The organism is Halopseudomonas salina, from assembly GCF_014637955.1.
GTDB lineage: Bacteria > Pseudomonadota > Gammaproteobacteria > Pseudomonadales > Pseudomonadaceae > Halopseudomonas > Halopseudomonas salina.
In genome coordinates this window covers 75,766-92,177 of record NZ_BMFF01000006.1, presented here as the reverse complement: position 1 = coordinate 92,177, position 16,412 = coordinate 75,766, and the positions used below count along the sequence as shown (strand labels likewise).

Genomic DNA, 16,412 nt, shown 5'->3' with positions numbered 1-16,412 from the left:
GGACAGCAGCGTTGCATTTAAATTCTCATCAATACTGGTAAGCACCCGATCATTATGACCCTCAGCTCAGCTCAGAAGAAAGACTACAAACGTATTGGCCATCATCTCAAGCCAGTGGTCATCGTCAGCGACCAGGGCGCCAGCGAAGGCGTCATATCTGAGCTTGACCGCGCACTGACTGATCATGAACTGATCAAGATACGCATCAGCGTTGCTGACCGGGAGACCAAACAGGCTCTGATTCAGCAAGTGTGCAAGGCTACAGGCGCCGAACTGGTTCAAGTCATTGGCAAGATGGCAATTCTGTTGCGTCCCAACAAGAAGGCCAATCCCAACTTGTCGAATCTGGTTCGCTTCAAGGAAATCTGAGCGGTCACCCCTCGTCCGGGCGAGGCTGGAGTACCAGCACTAGCCCGGCGAAGGCAATTATCAGATAACCGAAAATCTGCAGATACTCCGTTCCCGAGAACTGCCGCAGGCCGAAGACAGCCCCCACACTGACCAGCACCAGCAGCAACAACTGGCTGCGCAGGTCACGCCAGATGCGTTTACCAAGCGCCACACCAATCACCAGCAACTGCAAAAGCGCGCACACCCCTGCAAATCCGACCATCAGTGGCCGCATGAAATCGGCGATAGCGTTAACCAGCATCGGCGCCATGCCGAACTGCTCAAGCGCTGGCATCAGGACAAAATGGGTCACCCATACCCCACCAACCCACAGGGTCTGGGTCAGTTGCCAGGCGATGCGACCTCCATGCAATGTCGTACGCCCGGCCCCTGCAGTCACTTGTGGCTCACCTCGAGAATTTCATACTCGACAACGCCGCCCGGCGTCTTGACCGCCACCACATCGTCCACTTCCTTGCCGATCAGAGCGCGGGCAATGGGTGAACTGACCGATATCTTGCCTATCTTGATATCAGCTTCATCGTCGCCGACGATCTGATAGACAACAGACTCGTCGGTATCGACGTTGACGATCTCAACGGTGGTACCGAAGATGATCTTGCCGGTGGGCGGTATGCTGGTCACGTCAATCACCTGGGCATTGGCCAGACGACCTTCGATATCCCGGATGCGTGCTTCGACCATGCCCTGTTGCTCGCGGGCCGCATGGTACTCGGCGTTTTCCTTGAGATCACCCAGTTCGCGTGCCTCGGCGATTGCCTGGGTGATCTGCGGACGCATAGTGCTTTTCAGGTGCTTGAGCTCGGATTCCAGGGCTTCTGCACCCTGCTTGGTCATCGGATATTTCATGATCAGATACCTGCGTGCAAATCCTGGAGGCGGCGAACCGTTTTCTCCGGACCAAATTTCAATGCCATGCAGATGGCTTCACCACCTGCCAGGGTCGTGGTAGAGCAGACCTTGTGCTGCAGCGCGTTACGACGGATCGAATAAGAGTCGGCCATCGACTGGCGACCCTCTGTGGTGTTGATAACCATGCTGATCTCGTCGTTCTTGATCATATCGACAATGTGCGGCCGACCTTCGGTTACCTTGTTCACCCGGCGAACCTGCAGGCCAGCGGCCGCGATCACCTTGGCGGTACCACTGGTGGCGACAATCTCGAAGCCCAGCTCGATCAGTGAGCGCGCAACATCGACCACGAACGGCTTGTCGTCATCGCGCACACTCATGAACGCTGTGCCACCGGTCGGCAGTGTCTCGCCAGCGCCGACCTGGGCCTTGGCAAAGGCTTCAGCGAAGGAGTCGCCCACGCCCATCACCTCACCGGTGGATTTCATCTCCGGCCCAAGGATCGGATCCACACCAGGAAACTTGGCGAATGGGAAGACCGCTTCCTTGACGCTGAAGTAAGTAGGAACGACTTCCTTGGTAAAGCCGATTTCCTTCAGCGTCTTACCGGCCATGACCCGAGCGGCAATCTTGGCCAGGGACTGACCGATGCACTTGGATACAAAGGGCACGGTGCGAGAGGCGCGCGGATTTACTTCGATGATGTAGATCGTCTCGCCCTGCAGCGCGAGCTGCACGTTCATCAGACCGACTACGCCCAGTTCGAGGGCCATCTTCTTCACCTGATCACGCATCTCGTCCTGGATATGCGCAGGCAGCGAGTACGGCGGCAGCGAGCAAGCAGAGTCGCCGGAGTGCACACCGGCCTGCTCGATATGCTGCATGATCGCGCCTATCACTACATCGGTACCGTCACACACGGCGTCGATGTCGACTTCAATCGCACAATTGAGGAAGTGGTCGAGCAACACGGGGCTATCGTTGGAGACTTTCACCGCGTCGCGCAGGTAACGCTTGAGCTCTTCTTCCTGATAGACGATCTCCATCGCCCGACCGCCCAGTACATAGGACGGGCGCACCACTAGCGGGTAGCCGATCTTGCCGGCAGCACGGATAGCTTCTTCTTCACTGCGCACAGTCGCGTTCGGCGGCTGACGCAGATTGAGTCGCTCGACCATCTGCTGGAAACGCTCACGGTCTTCGGCGCGGTCAATCGCTTCAGGGCTGGTACCGATGATCGGCACACCAGCTTCTTCCAGCGCCCGCGCAAGCTTCAATGGGGTCTGGCCACCATATTGCACGATCACGCCCTTGGGCTTCTCGACACGGACGATTTCCAGCACATCTTCCAGGGTAACCGGCTCGAAATACAGGCGGTCGGAAGTGTCGTAATCGGTAGAGACGGTTTCCGGGTTGCAGTTGACCATGATGGTCTCGTAACCGTCTTCACGCATGGCCAGCGCCGCATGCACACAGCAGTAATCAAACTCGATGCCCTGGCCAATCCGGTTCGGACCGCCACCCAGCACCATGATCTTGTCCCGATCGGTCGGGTTGGCTTCGCACTCTTCCTCGTAGGTGGAGTACATGTACGCCGTATCGGTAGCGAACTCCGCCGCGCAGGTATCTACCCGCTTGTAGACCGGAAACACGTTCAGCTTGTGGCGATAGCGACGCAGGCTTTTCTCGCTGACAGCCAGCAATTCAGCCAGACGCGTGTCGGAAAAGCCCTTGCGCTTGAGGCAGAACATCAGATCATGGTCGATATCGGCCAGACCCAGGGTCTTGATACGCTCCTCGTCCTTGATCAGGTCTTCGATCTGGATCAGGAACCAGGGATCAATCTTGGTCAGGTCGAAAATCTCTTCACGGCTCATGCCAAAGCGGAAGGCGTCGGCCAGATACCAGATGCGATCGGCACCGGGTACGGTCAGCTCGCGAGTCAGCTCGGTACGTGCATCGCTGGACTTGAGATCCACCTTGGGATCGAAACCACTGACGCCCACTTCCAGACCGCGCAATGCTTTCTGCAAGGACTCCTGGAAAGTACGGCCGATGGCCATGACTTCACCGACGGATTTCATCTGGGTAGTCAGACGCGCGTCGGCGCTCGGGAATTTCTCGAAAGCGAAGCGCGGAATCTTGGTTACGACGTAGTCGATCGACGGCTCGAAGGATGCCGGCGTGCGACCACCGGTAATATCGTTCTGCAATTCATCCAGGGTGTAACCCACGGCGAGCTTGGCTGCGATCTTGGCAATCGGGAAGCCGGTAGCCTTGGAGGCCAAAGCAGAGGAACGGGATACCCGAGGGTTCATTTCGATCACGACCATACGGCCATCAACCGGGTTAATGCCGAACTGTACGTTCGAGCCGCCAGTTTCCACGCCGATTTCACGCAGTACCGCCAAAGAGGCGTTACGCATGATCTGGTATTCCTTGTCAGTCAGCGTCTGAGCCGGGGCCACGGTGATCGAGTCGCCGGTGTGCACACCCATGGGATCGAAGTTCTCGATCGCGCAGACGATGATGCAGTTGTCCTTCTTGTCACGGACAACTTCCATCTCGTATTCCTTCCAGCCGATCAGCGACTCATCGATCAGCAGCTCCTTGGTCGGCGACAGATCCAGACCCCGGGCGCAGATTTCTTCGAACTCTTCACGATTGTAAGCGATACCGCCGCCGGTGCCACCCATGGTGAACGACGGCCGGATGATGCACGGGAATCCAACCTGATCGAGTACCGCGTTGGCTTCCTGCATGTCGTGGGCAATACCCGAAACCGGACAAGCCAGACCGATGGATTTCATCGCCTTGTCAAAGCGCGAGCGATCCTCGGCCTTGTCGATGGTATCGGCATTGGCGCCAATCATTTCGACGTTGTATTTCTTCAGCACGCCGTACTTTTCCAGATCCAGCGCACAGTTGAGTGCCGTCTGGCCACCCATAGTCGGGAGCACCGCGTCGGGACGCTCCTTGGCGATGATCTTTTCCACCGTCTGCCACTTGATTGGCTCGATGTAGGTCGCATCGGCCATGGCCGGGTCGGTCATGATGGTCGCGGGGTTGGAGTTGACCAGGATGACGCGAAAGCCTTCTTCCTGCAGCGCCTTGCAGGCCTGGGCACCGGAGTAATCAAACTCGCAGGCCTGGCCGATCACGATGGGGCCGGCGCCGAGGATCAGGATACTTTTGATATCTGTACGTTTTGGCATAGTCGTCTACTAAATCCTTGGGGAGTTCAAAGGCGCTCGGCCATGGCCTTGATGAAACGGTCAAATAGCGGTGCCACGTCATGCGGGCCGGGGCTCGCCTCGGGGTGCCCCTGGAAACTGAAAGCGGTCTTGTCGGTACGCTCGATGCCCTGCAGGGTGCCATCAAACAGCGACTTGTGGGTCGCGCGCACATTGGCCGGCAACGTCGCCTCGTCCACGGCAAAGCCGTGGTTCTGGCTGGTGATCATGACTTCGCCGGTATCCACGTTAACCACCGGGTGGTTAGCGCCGTGATGACCGTTGGGCATTTTCACGGTGCGCGCGCCGGACGCCAGGGCAAGCAACTGGTGACCCAGGCAGATGCCGAACACCGGCGTGTCCGTTTCCAGAATTTCCTGGATCGCCTTGATTGCGTAATCGCAAGGCTCCGGGTCGCCCGGGCCGTTGCCCAGCAATATGCCGTTGGGCTTGAGCGCAAGCGCTTCGGCTGCGGTAGTCTGCGCCGGCAGCACGGTGATGCGACAGCCACGGTCGACCAGCATGCGCAGGATGTTGTACTTGATACCGTAATCGAAGGTGACCACGTGATAAGGCAACTCACTGGCCGGTATCTCGACATGGGCGTTGGCTTCAAGGGACCAGACGCTGGAGCGCCATTCGTAGGTTTCCTTGACGCTGACTTCCTTGGCCAGATCCATACCCTTCAGGCCGGGAAACTCGCGGGCCAGTTGCAGGGCCTTTTCCTCGGTTGCATCGTCACCGGCCAGAATGCAGCCATTCTGGGCGCCCTTCTCACGAAGAATGCGAGTCAGGCGGCGCGTGTCGATACCGGCAATAGCAACGGTCCCGTTGTCCTTCAGGTAATCGGGTAGTGACTTGGTGCTGCGCCAGTTGCTGGCCATCAGCGGCAAGTCTCGAATGACCAGACCGGCAGCCCAGACCTGAAAGGACTCGCTGTCATCCGGCACGGTGCCGGTATTGCCGATATGGGGATAGGTAAGGGTTACGATCTGGCGAGCATATGAGGGATCGGTGAGGATCTCCTGATAACCGGTCATGGCCGTGTTGAATACGACCTCACCGACGGTGTGACCGTCGGCGCCGATAGCCTCACCACGGAAGATACTTCCGTCGGCAAGGGCGAGAATGGCTGGCTTGGACAAGAAAACCTCCGATAGGGCTGACACATTTTACCAAACGCGGGCTGCACAAAAGCGGGAATGGAGTGCGTAACACTTCATCCCGCCGCAATGCATTGTCAGATGCGCGCTGAATAGACAGATTAGCGCGCAATTGTAACCACTTGCCTACAGAATATCCAGCGCCCAGACGCTCTCCGGGACAACGCTCGAGGGTCAATGTTCCACAACCAGGGGAACTGTGATAAAACGGCAGTTGCAAAGCCCGCACCCGGCACACGCTTACCAACGGAACGCTCGCCAGGTCGCGAATGGACTAGAAGAACAATAAAGTACTCGGGGAATACACCATGTTATTGCGCCTGAAAGGACTGATCGTACTCACGCTGCTGTTTCTGGCGCCCTTCGCCAATGCAAATCTCGAACGACTGCAAACCGCTCACGAGTTTCGCAGTGAAGGCTACACCGTTGGTACCTATCTGCTGATCGACAACAATCTGTTCGAGCGCATCAGGGAACCGGGCAACCGGGAGACCTATCGCGAAGCCTTGTCGCGTATGGAAAACCTGCTCAGACAGATGGACAGCCCGGCTCAGCTACGGGTGCCCTTCGACACCTTTGTCAATTTGATCCGCGAGCTTGAAGCTCTGCCAGGTGAAGAAGCCCACTACGGCCTGGCAACAGTCAACCGCATCATGAAAGCCCACGGAGATGTGGATAGCGCCGCCGCAGCAATGTATGACGAGCTAAAAGAAGCGGCCAGTGAAGACCTGCTTGCGCTCCACCGCCAGAGCATCGAGACCAGCCAGATTCTGACCCTTTACCAGAACAATATGTTCAGCTCCATCGGAGTGTACTTCCTGGAGAACAAAGAAGGCCTGTTCGACGATCTCGACCAGAGCATCGTCAGCCGCTCCGATGAGCTGAAGAAGCTCTACCCGGATCAGGCAGGCGCCTTCGCCCGGATGGACAAGCAGTATCAGTTCATTCAGCCACGCCTGCAGAACCCCCTGTATGACTGGGTGCCGACCATTGCCGCCTTCTACCTGCAGCGCAATATCGAAACCCTCAATGACATGGCCCGCGAGCAGGTGCAGAGCGGCGCCTGAGCGCTGACACCAGCAACAGGATCAGGCGCTCGGCTCAAGACTGAAGGGCTCAACCAATCCAGCGCCAATGGCCATACCTACGAGCGCAGGCAGACTGGCTGCCTGCATTCGTTTCATTACCCGGGAGCGATACAGATCAACCGTCTTGACACTGACTCCCAGTCGCTCGGCAATTTCACGATTATTGAAACCCTGGACCAGTGGCAGCAAGATGTCGCGTTCACGCGGTGTCAGGCTGTCTAGCCGAGCCTTGACCTCATTCTGCACCCGCTGATTGGTCGCCACCACAGGCTGGCGGCTCAGCGCGCGCTGCACGCTGTCCAGCAGCAGCTGTTCATTGTAGGGCTTTTCAATGAAGTCCAGCGCACCCCCACGAAAGGCACGCACTACAATAGGCACGTCGGCATGACCACTGACAAAGATCACCGGCAAATCGATTCCTTTGGCGCGCATGGCTTCCTGTACCGCCAGACCGCCCATACCCGGCATGCGAATATCCAGCAGAACACAGGCCGGCGCGGCCGGATCGCAGGCGTCCAGAAAGGCTTGCCCACTGGTAAAAGGCTTAGCCTTGAGGCCTACCGACTCGAACAACCATACGGTCGAATCAAGCATGCCCTGATCGTCATCGACCACATAGACGAGTTGCTGAGATAGATCGGGCATTCGCGTTCCTCGTTGTTTCACCTTGCTCCTAATCGGAGCTGACCACTGGCAACCAGCAATGCAGGCACAGCCCTGCGCTGTCAGCCGGCACAGCCTCCAAGCCGCCACCAAAACCCTCTACGATACCCTGACTCATCGAGAGCCCCAAGCCCAGCCCATCCGGCTTACTGGTATAGAAAGGCGTGAACAGGCGCGCCCTCGACGCTTCATCCACACCTGGGCCTTGATCCGAGACCCTTATATGCAGTCTGTTCCCATGCTCACTCAGGCCCAGCCTTACCAGAGAGGGAGTATCCGGATGTTGTTCCCGATTCGCCTCAATGGCGTTACGCAGCAAATTAAGTAACACCTGTTGCAACAGAATCGGGTCGACCATAACCGCCGGCAAGGGCCCATCGACCTGCTCGACAATCTCGACCTGATGCTGCCCCGCCTCCCAGGCGCACAGACCTACCGCCTCACGGGCCAGCTGCAAAGGATCAACACACTGCTGCCGGCGCTGCCCCTTGCGCAGAAAACCGCGCAGCCGGCGAATGACCTCCGCCGCGTGTTGCGCGTGCTCGGCAATGCGCGCCAAGCCCTGGGCAACCTTGTCAGACTCCTCGCCATTACGCCCTTCTTCAGTCTGTGACAAAGCCGCCAGATAACGCTGACTGGCATTGGCATAATTGAGGATGGCGGCAAGCGGCTGATTGAGCTCGTGAGCAATACCGGAAGCAAGCTCACCCAGTGTCGCCAGCCGCGCTGCATGCGCGAGCTCGTCCTGGAGACGGCGGTTATTTTCTTCACTCTGAATCCGCGCAGTAATGTCCCGCGATACGCTGATCACCTCAACAACGCCGCCGGTGTAGGTCTCCCGTATAGCGCGGCTGGCCGTTTCAAACCACAGGTAATGCCCAACCTGATGGCGAATGCGATAGGTCAGCGTCAGGTAACCGTCCTGCTCCAGCGCGCGCTGAAAGCGCTCGATCAGTTGCTCCCGCTCCTGCGGGTGCAACAGCTCGGCCATCGACTCGCCGCGCAACTGCTCTGGCCAATAGCCCAGCAGAGTCCAGGCGGCGGGCGAGGCATCCAGAAAACGTCCATCAGGCGTATGCCGGGAGATCAGATCAGTCGTGTTCTCGATGATCAGTCGGTACAGACGGCTGGCACGCATGGCTTCATGCTGTAAACGCAGGCTCTCACTGGCATCACGCCCGCGCACCAGCACGGCCTGCAGTGCCGGCTGGGGAATGTATGTCCAGAGCAGATAGCGATCGCCGACACTTACCTCGACATCTTCAATGCAGCGCTGCTGACGCTGACAGGCTGCCACCAGGGGCGCATGGTTGGCAGGCAACAACGCTGCCAAGGGCGCCACCTGATCAATCAACTGTTGCATAGCAGGATTGGGTGGCCGCACTTCACCTCGAGCCGGAATCAACAACGCCGGTAGCGGTTCGCTTTCGAGCAAAAGACTGGCTACAGCACAGCGTAGATCAGGGTTTTCAGTCACTGAAACACCTTATAGTAGTTTTACTATAATACCTTAGACATGTTTCTATATCAGTCAACTTTACACTATAGTTCTTCCGATCAAATGCTGAACGCCTTGACCCTCACGGCAAGTATGCACCCAGAGCCAATAAATAATCAGCCACAGGTATTGCCATGTCGATCTTCCAGGAAGGCCTGTCTCCGAACCCGGCCAACCACATAGCCCTCACCCCTCTCAGCTTCATCGAGCGCACCGCCAGCGTCTACCCGCATTATCCCGCCGTCATCCACGGAGGGATTCGTCGTGACTGGCAGCAAACCTATCAGCGCTGCCGCCGTCTGGCCTCGGCGCTGCATGGGCGCGGCGTCAACGCAGGGGATACCGTAGCGGTGATGCTGCCAAATATTCCCGCCATGCTCGAGGCGCACTTTGGCGTTCCGATGATCGGCGCCGTGCTCAATACCCTGAATGTGCGGCTGGATGCGGAAGCAATTGCCTTCATGCTCAATCATGGCGAAGCCCGTGCACTCATCACTGACCGTGAGTTTCATGATGTCGTGCGTGAGGCGCTAACCCTGATCAAACGCCCGATTCTGGTGATCGATGTCGACGATCCCGAGTATGGTGAAGGCGAGGCCGTCAGTGACCTTGATTACGAGGGCTTTCTGGCTGAAGGCGATCCGGACTTCGACTGGCACTGGCCCAGCGACGAATGGCAGGCCATTTCACTCAACTACACCTCCGGCACTACCGGCAACCCCAAGGGCGTGGTCTACCATCACCGCGGTGCATACCTGAATGCCCTGGGCAACCAGGCAACCTGGGGCATGGGCCAGCACCCGGTCTATTTGTGGACACTGCCGATGTTCCACTGCAACGGCTGGTGCTACCCCTGGACCATCACCGCGATGGCCGGCGTACATGTGTTCCTGCGCCGGGTGGATCCGCAAAAAATCCTCAACCTGATCCATGAGCATCAGGTCACTCACCTGTGCGGTGCACCCATCGTACTCAACGCGCTGGTCAACATGCCCGACTCAGCCAAAGCCGCCATCGACCATCCCGTCAAGGCCATGGTCGCCGGTGCAGCACCGCCAGCCAAGATCATCGGCGCTGTTGAAGCCATGGGCATTGCAGTCACTCACGTTTACGGACTGACCGAAGTCTACGGACCGGTAACCGTTTGTGCCTGGCATGACGAATGGAACACCTTGCCACTGGAAGAACGCGCCCGCCTCAAATCACGCCAGGGGGTGCGCTATCTGACGCTGGAAGGCGTCATGGTGGCGGATTCAGAGACGCTACAGCCAGTCCCGCGTGACGGCGAAACCATCGGTGAAATATTCATGCGCGGTAACACGGTGATGAAGGGCTATCTGAAAAATCCGGAAGCAACAGCGGAAGCCTTTGAAGGCGGCTGGTTTCACACTGGCGACCTGGCAGTGTGTCATCCCAACGGCTATGTGGAAATCCGCGACCGTCTGAAGGACATCATCATCTCCGGCGGTGAAAATATCTCCACCATCGAGGTTGAAGATACGCTGTACAAACACCCCGCCGTATTGGAAGCAGCCGTTGTGTCTAGGCCTGACGAGAAATGGGGCGAAACCCCCTGTGCTTTTATCACCCTTAAAAGCGGCCAGCAGGCCAGCGACACAGACATCATGAACTACTGCCGCGAGCACCTGGCGGGATTCAAGGTGCCCAAGACCGTGGTCTTCACCGAGCTGCCCAAGACCTCGACCGGCAAGATTCAGAAATACGTGCTGCGCGATCGAGCCAAGGCGCTCTAGCTCAACCCAGCCAACTTCGCATAACCCTTTTTACAACAACAATAAGCCGGGCTCTGCCCGGCTGACGGAGGCTTATCATGCAAGTTTACAAGCGCGCTGACGGCGCGGAGCAACCCTACTGGCCATGCGGGCCGTTCAAGATTCGTCTGCCCTTTGTACATTACCGCTGGGAAACCGCGGAGATGCTGCAGGCCCTGATCATGTTTGTGGTCAGTTTGGCGATGATTCCCCTGCTGGAAAGATTCCTTGGCCTGCCCTATGACGTTGCCCTGGCCTATGTGGTGGTCGGGGGAATTGGCTTCATGTTACCTGCGCTGCTGGGGGTGCCCATGGTGCCTGGCTGGATTACCCCGGCGATTCCGGTGGTGCTACTGTTTCTGGGCGACTTCGAACCCGGCCCGGAGGCCATTCAAGCGCTGTTCGCGCTGCAGCTTCTGGTCTTTCTGATTTTTCTGATACTCGGTATTACCCGGCTCGGCAGCGTCATGGTACGTATCGTCCCCAACTCGATGAAAGGCGGGATCATCATCGGCGCCGGCATTGCAGCCCTGATGGGCGAGATATCCAGCGGCGGGCGGCTGGCCAATACGCCAATTTCACTGGTACTGGGCAGCCTGATCTGCCTGTATCTGATGTTCTCGGTTTCTTTCAAGGGGCTCACCGAACGCGTGCCGTTCACCCGCAAGATCGTCAACTACGGCATGGTCCCGGGCATGTTGATTGCCATTATCGTGGGCATTGTGGTGGGCGAATACGAGATGCCAGATGTGCGCTGGGGCATTACCACACCCGCCTTCGGCGAACTGTGGAACTACCTACCGCTGGTCATCGGCATCCCGGATGCCAAGGTGTTCATGCTCGCCATTCCCACCGCCGTTATCGCCTACATCATCGCCTTTGGTGACATTATTGTTGGCCAGTCGCTGATGCAGCGAGCCGATGAACTGCGCCCGGATGAAGTGATCGAGAACAACATTGATCGGGTGCATCTGGTCACCGCCCTGCGCAATGGCCTGCATGCCTTCTTCGCACCCTACCCTGGCCTCGCCGGGCCCATCTGGACCGCAGTGGCCGCGACCATGGCCGAGCGTTACAAGTATGGCCGCAAAGCGATGGACTCAATCTACAGTGGCGGCGGCACGTTCTGGATCACCGGCTTTATCGCCCTGTTCACGCTGCCGCTGGTCAGCTTCTTCCAACCGGTGCTGCCGATTGCGCTGTCGCTGACGCTGATCCTGACCGGCTATATCTGCCTGATGGTCGGCTTCGAGCAACTCAACAACAACACCGAACGCGGTATCGCCGGCACCATGGGCGTGGTCCTGGCGGTCTATGGCGCCGGCTGGGGGCTGGCGGCGGGCGCTGCGCTGTACCTCCTGATCGAGCGCACCCACATCCTGCGTTTCCGTAGCATCAAGGACAGCGCAGAGAACACAGACAACGCCTCTGAAAGCCGCGACTGACACAACAACAAGAGACAATACCCCAATGAACATACTGCATACCGCTAGCCTGGCGACCCTGAGCACGCTGCTGGCCCTACCGGCCAGTGCCAGCTTTCTGAAGGACAGCCAGAGCCGCATCGAGTTGCGCAACTTTTACTTCAACCGCGATTTTCGCCAGTCCGATGCACCCCAAAGCAAGGCCGACGAATGGGCTCAGGGCCTTCGTGGCTACTGGCAGTCGGGTTATACCGACGGCCGGGTCGGCGTCGGCCTGGACGCCCTGGCGCTGGTCGGCATCAAGCTCGACTCCAGTCCTGATCGCACCGGCACCGGCCTGCTCAAGCGCGACCGCAGTGACAACCGAGCGATGGATGAATACGGCCAACTGGGCCTGACCGCCAAACTGCGACTGGATCAGCATGTACTGCGTCTGGGCACCTTGCTGCCTCAATTGCCACTGGCCATGCACAACGATTCCCGGCTGCTGCCGCAGACCTTCCGCGGCGGCTGGCTACAAGCCAAGGGCAACGAGGCATTGAGCTTTGACCTCGGACGCTTCGATGCAATCAACCTGCGCGACTCCTCCGACCACCAGCGCATGGCACCGGTGCAGGGCGGCGCGCGCAATGTGATTGTCAGCGGCAAACCAGACAGCAATGCCTTTGACTTCGCCGGAGCCACCTACCGCTTCAGTGACAACACCCGGGCCAGCTACCACTATGGCGAACTCGACGGCGTCTATCGTCAGCACTACCTGGTACTCAACCACAGCCAGCAGCTGAATATCGGCAAGCTGGATACCAACCTGCGCTATGCCGACAGCAACAATGCCGGGCGCAGCAACATCGACAACCGCATGACCAGCCTGACTTTAGCCTGGCAGCACAACATGCACCGTCTGGGTACCAGCTATCAGCAGATGAACGGACGTACCGGCTTCGCTTACCTGAGCGGCACGGATCCGTTCCTGACCCATCTGGTGCAGATCAATGACTTTGCCAATCGCGACGAGCGCAGCTGGCAGGTACGCCACGACTACAGTTTTACCGATATTGGCCTGCCCGGACTGAGTCTGATGAACCGTTACACCCACGGTGACAACATCAAGCTGGTCACGGGGCGTGGCAATGAGTGGGAACGCAATACCGATCTGGCCTATACCCTGCAGAACGGCCCGCTGAAGAATCTGTCCCTGCATTGGCGCAACGCAACCTACCGCAGCAGCTTTGCCAGCGACATGGATGAGAACCGGATTATTGTTGGCTACGCCATGTCGTTTTGATGCATGCCATACAGCCACACTCAATAGAGAAAACAGGAGCCCCAATGCGTACATTCACCACTCTGGAAGGCAACAGCCAGCGGCTCGATGGCGGCGCCATGTTCGGCAACGCGCCCAAAGCTTTATGGTCGCGCTGGGTTGAAACCGATGAACAGAACCGCATCAGTCTGAGCTGCCGAGCGCTACTGGTGCAGGAAGAAGGTCGCAACATCCTGGTGGAAACCGGCATTGGCGCCTTCTTCGAGCCACGACTGAAAGAGCGTTATGGGATAGTCGAAGACCACCACGTACTGCTCGACAGCCTCAGCGAAGTCGGTCTGACCCATGAGGACATACAGGTTGTTGTACTCACACACCTGCATTTTGATCACGCCGGCGGCCTGCTCAGCACCTGGGATCAGGGCCAGCCATCGACGCTTTTGTTCCCCAACGCCACTTTCATTACCGGTCAGCGTCACTGGCACCGCGCCAAGCGCCCACATCCGCGCGATCAGGCTTCATTCATACCGGAGCTGCTTGAGCTGCTTGAAACCAGCGGGCGACTGGAACTGATCGAAGATGGCCGACATTCATCGACTCTGGGCAAAAGCTGGCGATTCCACTTCAGCGACGGCCATACGCCCGGCCTGATGATTCCCGAGTTCGACATGCCTGAGGGCCCCGTGGTCTTCCCCGGAGACCTGATACCTGGCACCCCATGGGTACACCTGCCAATCACCATGGGCTATGACCGATTCCCGGAAACCCTGATCGATGAAAAAGAAGGCCTTTTAGATACTTTGGTGGACCGTCACGGACGACTGGTATTCACCCATGACCCCTTGGTCGCAGTCGCCTATGTCGAGCGCGATAACGATGGACGCTATCGGGTCAGTGCCCCACAAGGCAACCTGAAAATGGTCTGCCGCTAACCAGCAACCTGGCCACATAAAAAGGGCGGCACGCTACACGTGGTCGCCCTTTTCTGTTTTTGCTCGTCACCTAATCCTTGAGCGACAACACATCCTGCATGTCATACAGACCCGGAGCCCGCCCATCCAGCCAGAGCGCAGAGCGCACTGCGCCTTTGGCGAAGGTCATCCGGCTGGACGCCTTGTGGGTAATCTCTACCCGCTCGCCTTCGGATGCGAAGAGCACCGTATGGTCGCCCACCACATCACCGGCGCGCACCGTTGCAAAACCGATGGTCTGGCGGTCACGAGCGCCGGTCTGGCCCTCGCGCCCATAGACGGCAACCTTGCTCAGATCACGACCCAACGCATCAGCTACTACTTCACCCATGCGCAGCGCCGTACCCGAGGGTGCATCCACCTTATGGCGATGATGCGCCTCGATGATTTCGATATCCGCTTCGTCGCCCATGACCCTTGCCGCCATATCCAGCAGCTTCAGACACAGGTTGACGCCCACGCTGAAGTTGGGCGCAAACACGATCGGAATATCAGCCGCAGCCGCCGCCAGCATCTCCTTCTGCTGATCGGTGAATCCGGTGGTGCCGATGACCATCGCCTTGCCGGCCTCCCGACACAACTCCAGATTGACCAGAGTCGTACTCGGATGGGTAAAGTCGATCAGCACATCGAAGTCGCCCAGCACCTTTTGCAGGCTATCCTGCACCTGTACCGAGTTACGCCCGATGCCGGCCAGCTCGCCGGCATCGCTACCGACCAGAGAGCTTTCCGGCCGTTCGATCGCGGCAGTAAGCTCGACACCATCGGTCTGGTCAATTGCTTCAATCAGCGTCTTGCCCATACGTCCGGCCGCACCGATAACCGCTACTCTTCTCATGTCGGCGCTCCGCTCAGAATTTCATGTCTTCAAAGAAGTTCTTCACACCGTCGAACCAGCTCTTGGCCCGTGGTGACTGATTGGAACCCTCTTCCTGCAGCGTCTCGCGCAATTCCTGGATGAGCTCACGCTGACGCTTGGTCAGATTGACCGGCGTCTCGACAGCTACCCGGCAAAGCAGATCACCCGGTGACCCACCCCGGACCGGCGTCACACCCTTGCCACGCAAGCGGAACAGCTTGCCGGTCTGGGTGCCATCGGGAATCTTGAGCTTGACGCGGCCATCCAGCGTGGGCACTTCCAGCTCGCCGCCCAGGGACGCATCGGCAAAACTGATTGGCACTTCGCAGTACAGATTCTTGCCGTCACGCTGGAAGATCTTGTGCTCGCGCACGGAGACCACCACGTAGAGGTCGCCCGCCGGGCCACCATTGACGCCCGCCTCGCCTTCACCTGCCAGACGAATACGATCACCGGTATCAACACCAGCCGGGACCTTGACCGAAAGCGTCTTCTGCTCTTCAACGCGGCCCTGGCCCTGACAGTCCTTGCACGGATCTGTAATCATCTTGCCGGTGCCATGGCACCGCGGGCAGGTCTGCTGAACCGAGAAGAAACCCTGCTGCATACGCACCTGACCGTGCCCACCACAGGTGGTACAGGTAACCGGGCTGGTGCCCTTCTTCGCACCGCTGCCATCACAGGTGCCGCACTCGACCAGGGTCGGTACGCGGATGGTCACTGTGGTGCCGCGTACGGCTTCTTCCAGATCCAGTTCCAGTGTGTATCGCAAGTCACTGCCGCGCTGCACGCTGGAACGGCCGCGACCACCGCCGCCGCCACCAAAAATATCGCCGAACACGTCGCCGAAGATATCCGAGAAATTGCCGCCGGCGAATCCACCCGCGCCAGCTCCACCACCCATACTCGGATCCACACCGGCATGACCGTACTGGTCATAGGCCGCACGCTTCTGCGCATCGGTGAGAATCTCGTAGGCTTCGTTGGCTTCCTTGAACTTCTCGATCGCACCTTCATCGTCAGGATTGCGGTCGGGATGGTATTTCATTGCCAGTCGGCGGTAGGCCTTTTTCAGCTCCGCTTCGCTGGCGCCGCGCTCGACACCCAGCACTTCATAATAATCACGCTTGGCCATCGTTCAGATTTCCTTTACCGGGACTTGTCCCTTTGACACAAACAGCAACGCGGGATGAGCTCCCGCGTTGCCTTGCAAT

The 16,412-nt window shown here is 58.4% G+C and carries 14 protein-coding genes; 6 read left to right on the top strand and 8 right to left on the bottom strand.

Annotation, left to right across the window (positions count from 1 at the left end; genetic code table 11):
* The first annotated feature begins 54 nt into the window (after positions 1–54).
* Complete coding sequence (gene yhbY / locus IEV54_RS14015) at positions 55–369, top strand: ribosome assembly RNA-binding protein YhbY (RefSeq protein ID WP_150278781.1); 315 nt, start codon at positions 55–57, stop codon at positions 367–369.
* Positions 370–373: 4 nt separating this feature from the next.
* Here the strand turns inward: yhbY and IEV54_RS14010 are convergent, their stop codons facing one another.
* From IEV54_RS14010 to carA, 4 genes are read right to left on the bottom strand one after another with little or no spacing between them, the layout of a single operon-like run.
* Positions 374–790 carry a DUF4149 domain-containing protein gene (locus IEV54_RS14010; RefSeq protein ID WP_223825523.1) on the bottom strand — a complete coding sequence of 139 codons (417 nt, stop codon included), beginning with the start codon at positions 788–790 and terminating at the stop codon, positions 374–376.
* Positions 787–1,263, bottom strand: coding sequence for a transcription elongation factor GreA (greA, locus tag IEV54_RS14005; protein ID WP_150278782.1), 477 nt, complete (start codon positions 1,261–1,263; stop codon positions 787–789). The genes IEV54_RS14010 and greA overlap by 4 nt, the downstream gene beginning before the upstream one ends.
* A complete protein-coding gene (gene carB / locus IEV54_RS14000) occupies positions 1,263–4,478 on the bottom strand; it encodes a carbamoyl-phosphate synthase large subunit (protein WP_150278783.1) in 3,216 nt (1,071 codons plus the stop codon). Before carB ends, greA begins: the two co-directional genes overlap by 1 nt.
* A gap of 26 nt (positions 4,479–4,504) precedes the next feature.
* A complete protein-coding gene (gene carA / locus IEV54_RS13995; RefSeq protein ID WP_150278784.1) occupies positions 4,505–5,641 on the bottom strand; it encodes a glutamine-hydrolyzing carbamoyl-phosphate synthase small subunit in 1,137 nt (378 codons plus the stop codon).
* A 326-nt stretch (positions 5,642–5,967) separates the two neighbouring features.
* Here carA and IEV54_RS13990 point away from each other — a divergent pair, with 326 nt between their 5' ends.
* On the top strand, positions 5,968–6,726 hold the full coding sequence (locus tag IEV54_RS13990; RefSeq protein ID WP_150278785.1) for a hypothetical protein: 759 nt from the start codon (positions 5,968–5,970) through the stop codon (positions 6,724–6,726).
* 21 nt (positions 6,727–6,747) lie between these two features.
* On the opposite strand, the gene IEV54_RS13985 is transcribed toward IEV54_RS13990, so the two are convergent.
* Both IEV54_RS13985 and IEV54_RS13980 read right to left on the bottom strand, forming a co-directional pair.
* On the bottom strand, positions 6,748–7,392 hold the full coding sequence (locus IEV54_RS13985; protein ID WP_150278786.1) for a response regulator transcription factor: 645 nt from the start codon (positions 7,390–7,392) through the stop codon (positions 6,748–6,750).
* A 28-nt stretch (positions 7,393–7,420) separates the two neighbouring features.
* Positions 7,421–8,887 (bottom strand): sensor histidine kinase, encoded by a 1,467-nt coding sequence (locus IEV54_RS13980; protein ID WP_223825524.1) that lies wholly within the window; start codon positions 8,885–8,887, stop codon positions 7,421–7,423.
* 155 nt (positions 8,888–9,042) lie between these two features.
* Here IEV54_RS13980 and IEV54_RS13975 point away from each other — a divergent pair, with 155 nt between their 5' ends.
* From IEV54_RS13975 to IEV54_RS13960, 4 genes are all read left to right on the top strand, one after another.
* A complete protein-coding gene (locus IEV54_RS13975; protein WP_150278787.1) occupies positions 9,043–10,662 on the top strand; it encodes an acyl-CoA synthetase in 1,620 nt (539 codons plus the stop codon).
* A gap of 77 nt (positions 10,663–10,739) precedes the next feature.
* On the top strand, positions 10,740–12,125 hold the full coding sequence (locus IEV54_RS13970) for a xanthine/uracil/vitamin C permease (RefSeq protein ID WP_150278788.1): 1,386 nt from the start codon (positions 10,740–10,742) through the stop codon (positions 12,123–12,125).
* 25 nt (positions 12,126–12,150) lie between these two features.
* Positions 12,151–13,389 (top strand): OprD family porin, encoded by a 1,239-nt coding sequence (locus IEV54_RS13965; protein WP_150278789.1) that lies wholly within the window; start codon positions 12,151–12,153, stop codon positions 13,387–13,389.
* Positions 13,390–13,433: 44 nt separating this feature from the next.
* A complete protein-coding gene (locus IEV54_RS13960; protein ID WP_150278790.1) occupies positions 13,434–14,300 on the top strand; it encodes an MBL fold metallo-hydrolase in 867 nt (288 codons plus the stop codon).
* Between the two features lie 70 nt (positions 14,301–14,370).
* Here IEV54_RS13960 and dapB read toward each other — a convergent pair whose 3' ends face one another.
* Together dapB and dnaJ are read right to left on the bottom strand one after the other, a co-directional pair.
* Entirely contained in the window at positions 14,371–15,177 is an 807-nt protein-coding gene (gene dapB / locus IEV54_RS13955; RefSeq protein ID WP_150278791.1) for a 4-hydroxy-tetrahydrodipicolinate reductase, read from the bottom strand.
* Positions 15,178–15,190: 13 nt separating this feature from the next.
* Entirely contained in the window at positions 15,191–16,333 is a 1,143-nt protein-coding gene (gene dnaJ / locus IEV54_RS13950) for a molecular chaperone DnaJ (protein ID WP_150278792.1), read from the bottom strand.
* Positions 16,334–16,412 lie beyond the last annotated feature (79 nt).

Excerpts from the sequence above, each read along its gene's own strand:
- IEV54_RS13960 (WP_150278790.1), top strand. The coding sequence starts at position 13,434 with ATGCGTACATTCACCACTCTGGAAGGCAACAGCCAGCGGCTCGATGGC.
- yhbY (WP_150278781.1), top strand. The coding sequence starts at position 55 with ATGACCCTCAGCTCAGCTCAGAAGAAAGACTACAAACGTATTGGCCAT.
- IEV54_RS13965 (WP_150278789.1), top strand. The coding sequence starts at position 12,151 with ATGAACATACTGCATACCGCTAGCCTGGCGACCCTGAGCACGCTGCTG.
- IEV54_RS13985 (WP_150278786.1), bottom strand. The coding sequence starts at position 7,392 with ATGCCCGATCTATCTCAGCAACTCGTCTATGTGGTCGATGACGATCAG.
- dapB (WP_150278791.1), bottom strand. The coding sequence starts at position 15,177 with ATGAGAAGAGTAGCGGTTATCGGTGCGGCCGGACGTATGGGCAAGACG.
- IEV54_RS13975 (WP_150278787.1), top strand. The coding sequence starts at position 9,043 with ATGTCGATCTTCCAGGAAGGCCTGTCTCCGAACCCGGCCAACCACATA.
- dnaJ (WP_150278792.1), bottom strand. The coding sequence starts at position 16,333 with ATGGCCAAGCGTGATTATTATGAAGTGCTGGGTGTCGAGCGCGGCGCC.
- carB (WP_150278783.1), bottom strand. The coding sequence starts at position 4,478 with ATGCCAAAACGTACAGATATCAAAAGTATCCTGATCCTCGGCGCCGGC.
- IEV54_RS13970 (WP_150278788.1), top strand. The coding sequence starts at position 10,740 with ATGCAAGTTTACAAGCGCGCTGACGGCGCGGAGCAACCCTACTGGCCA.
- IEV54_RS13990 (WP_150278785.1), top strand. The coding sequence starts at position 5,968 with ATGTTATTGCGCCTGAAAGGACTGATCGTACTCACGCTGCTGTTTCTG.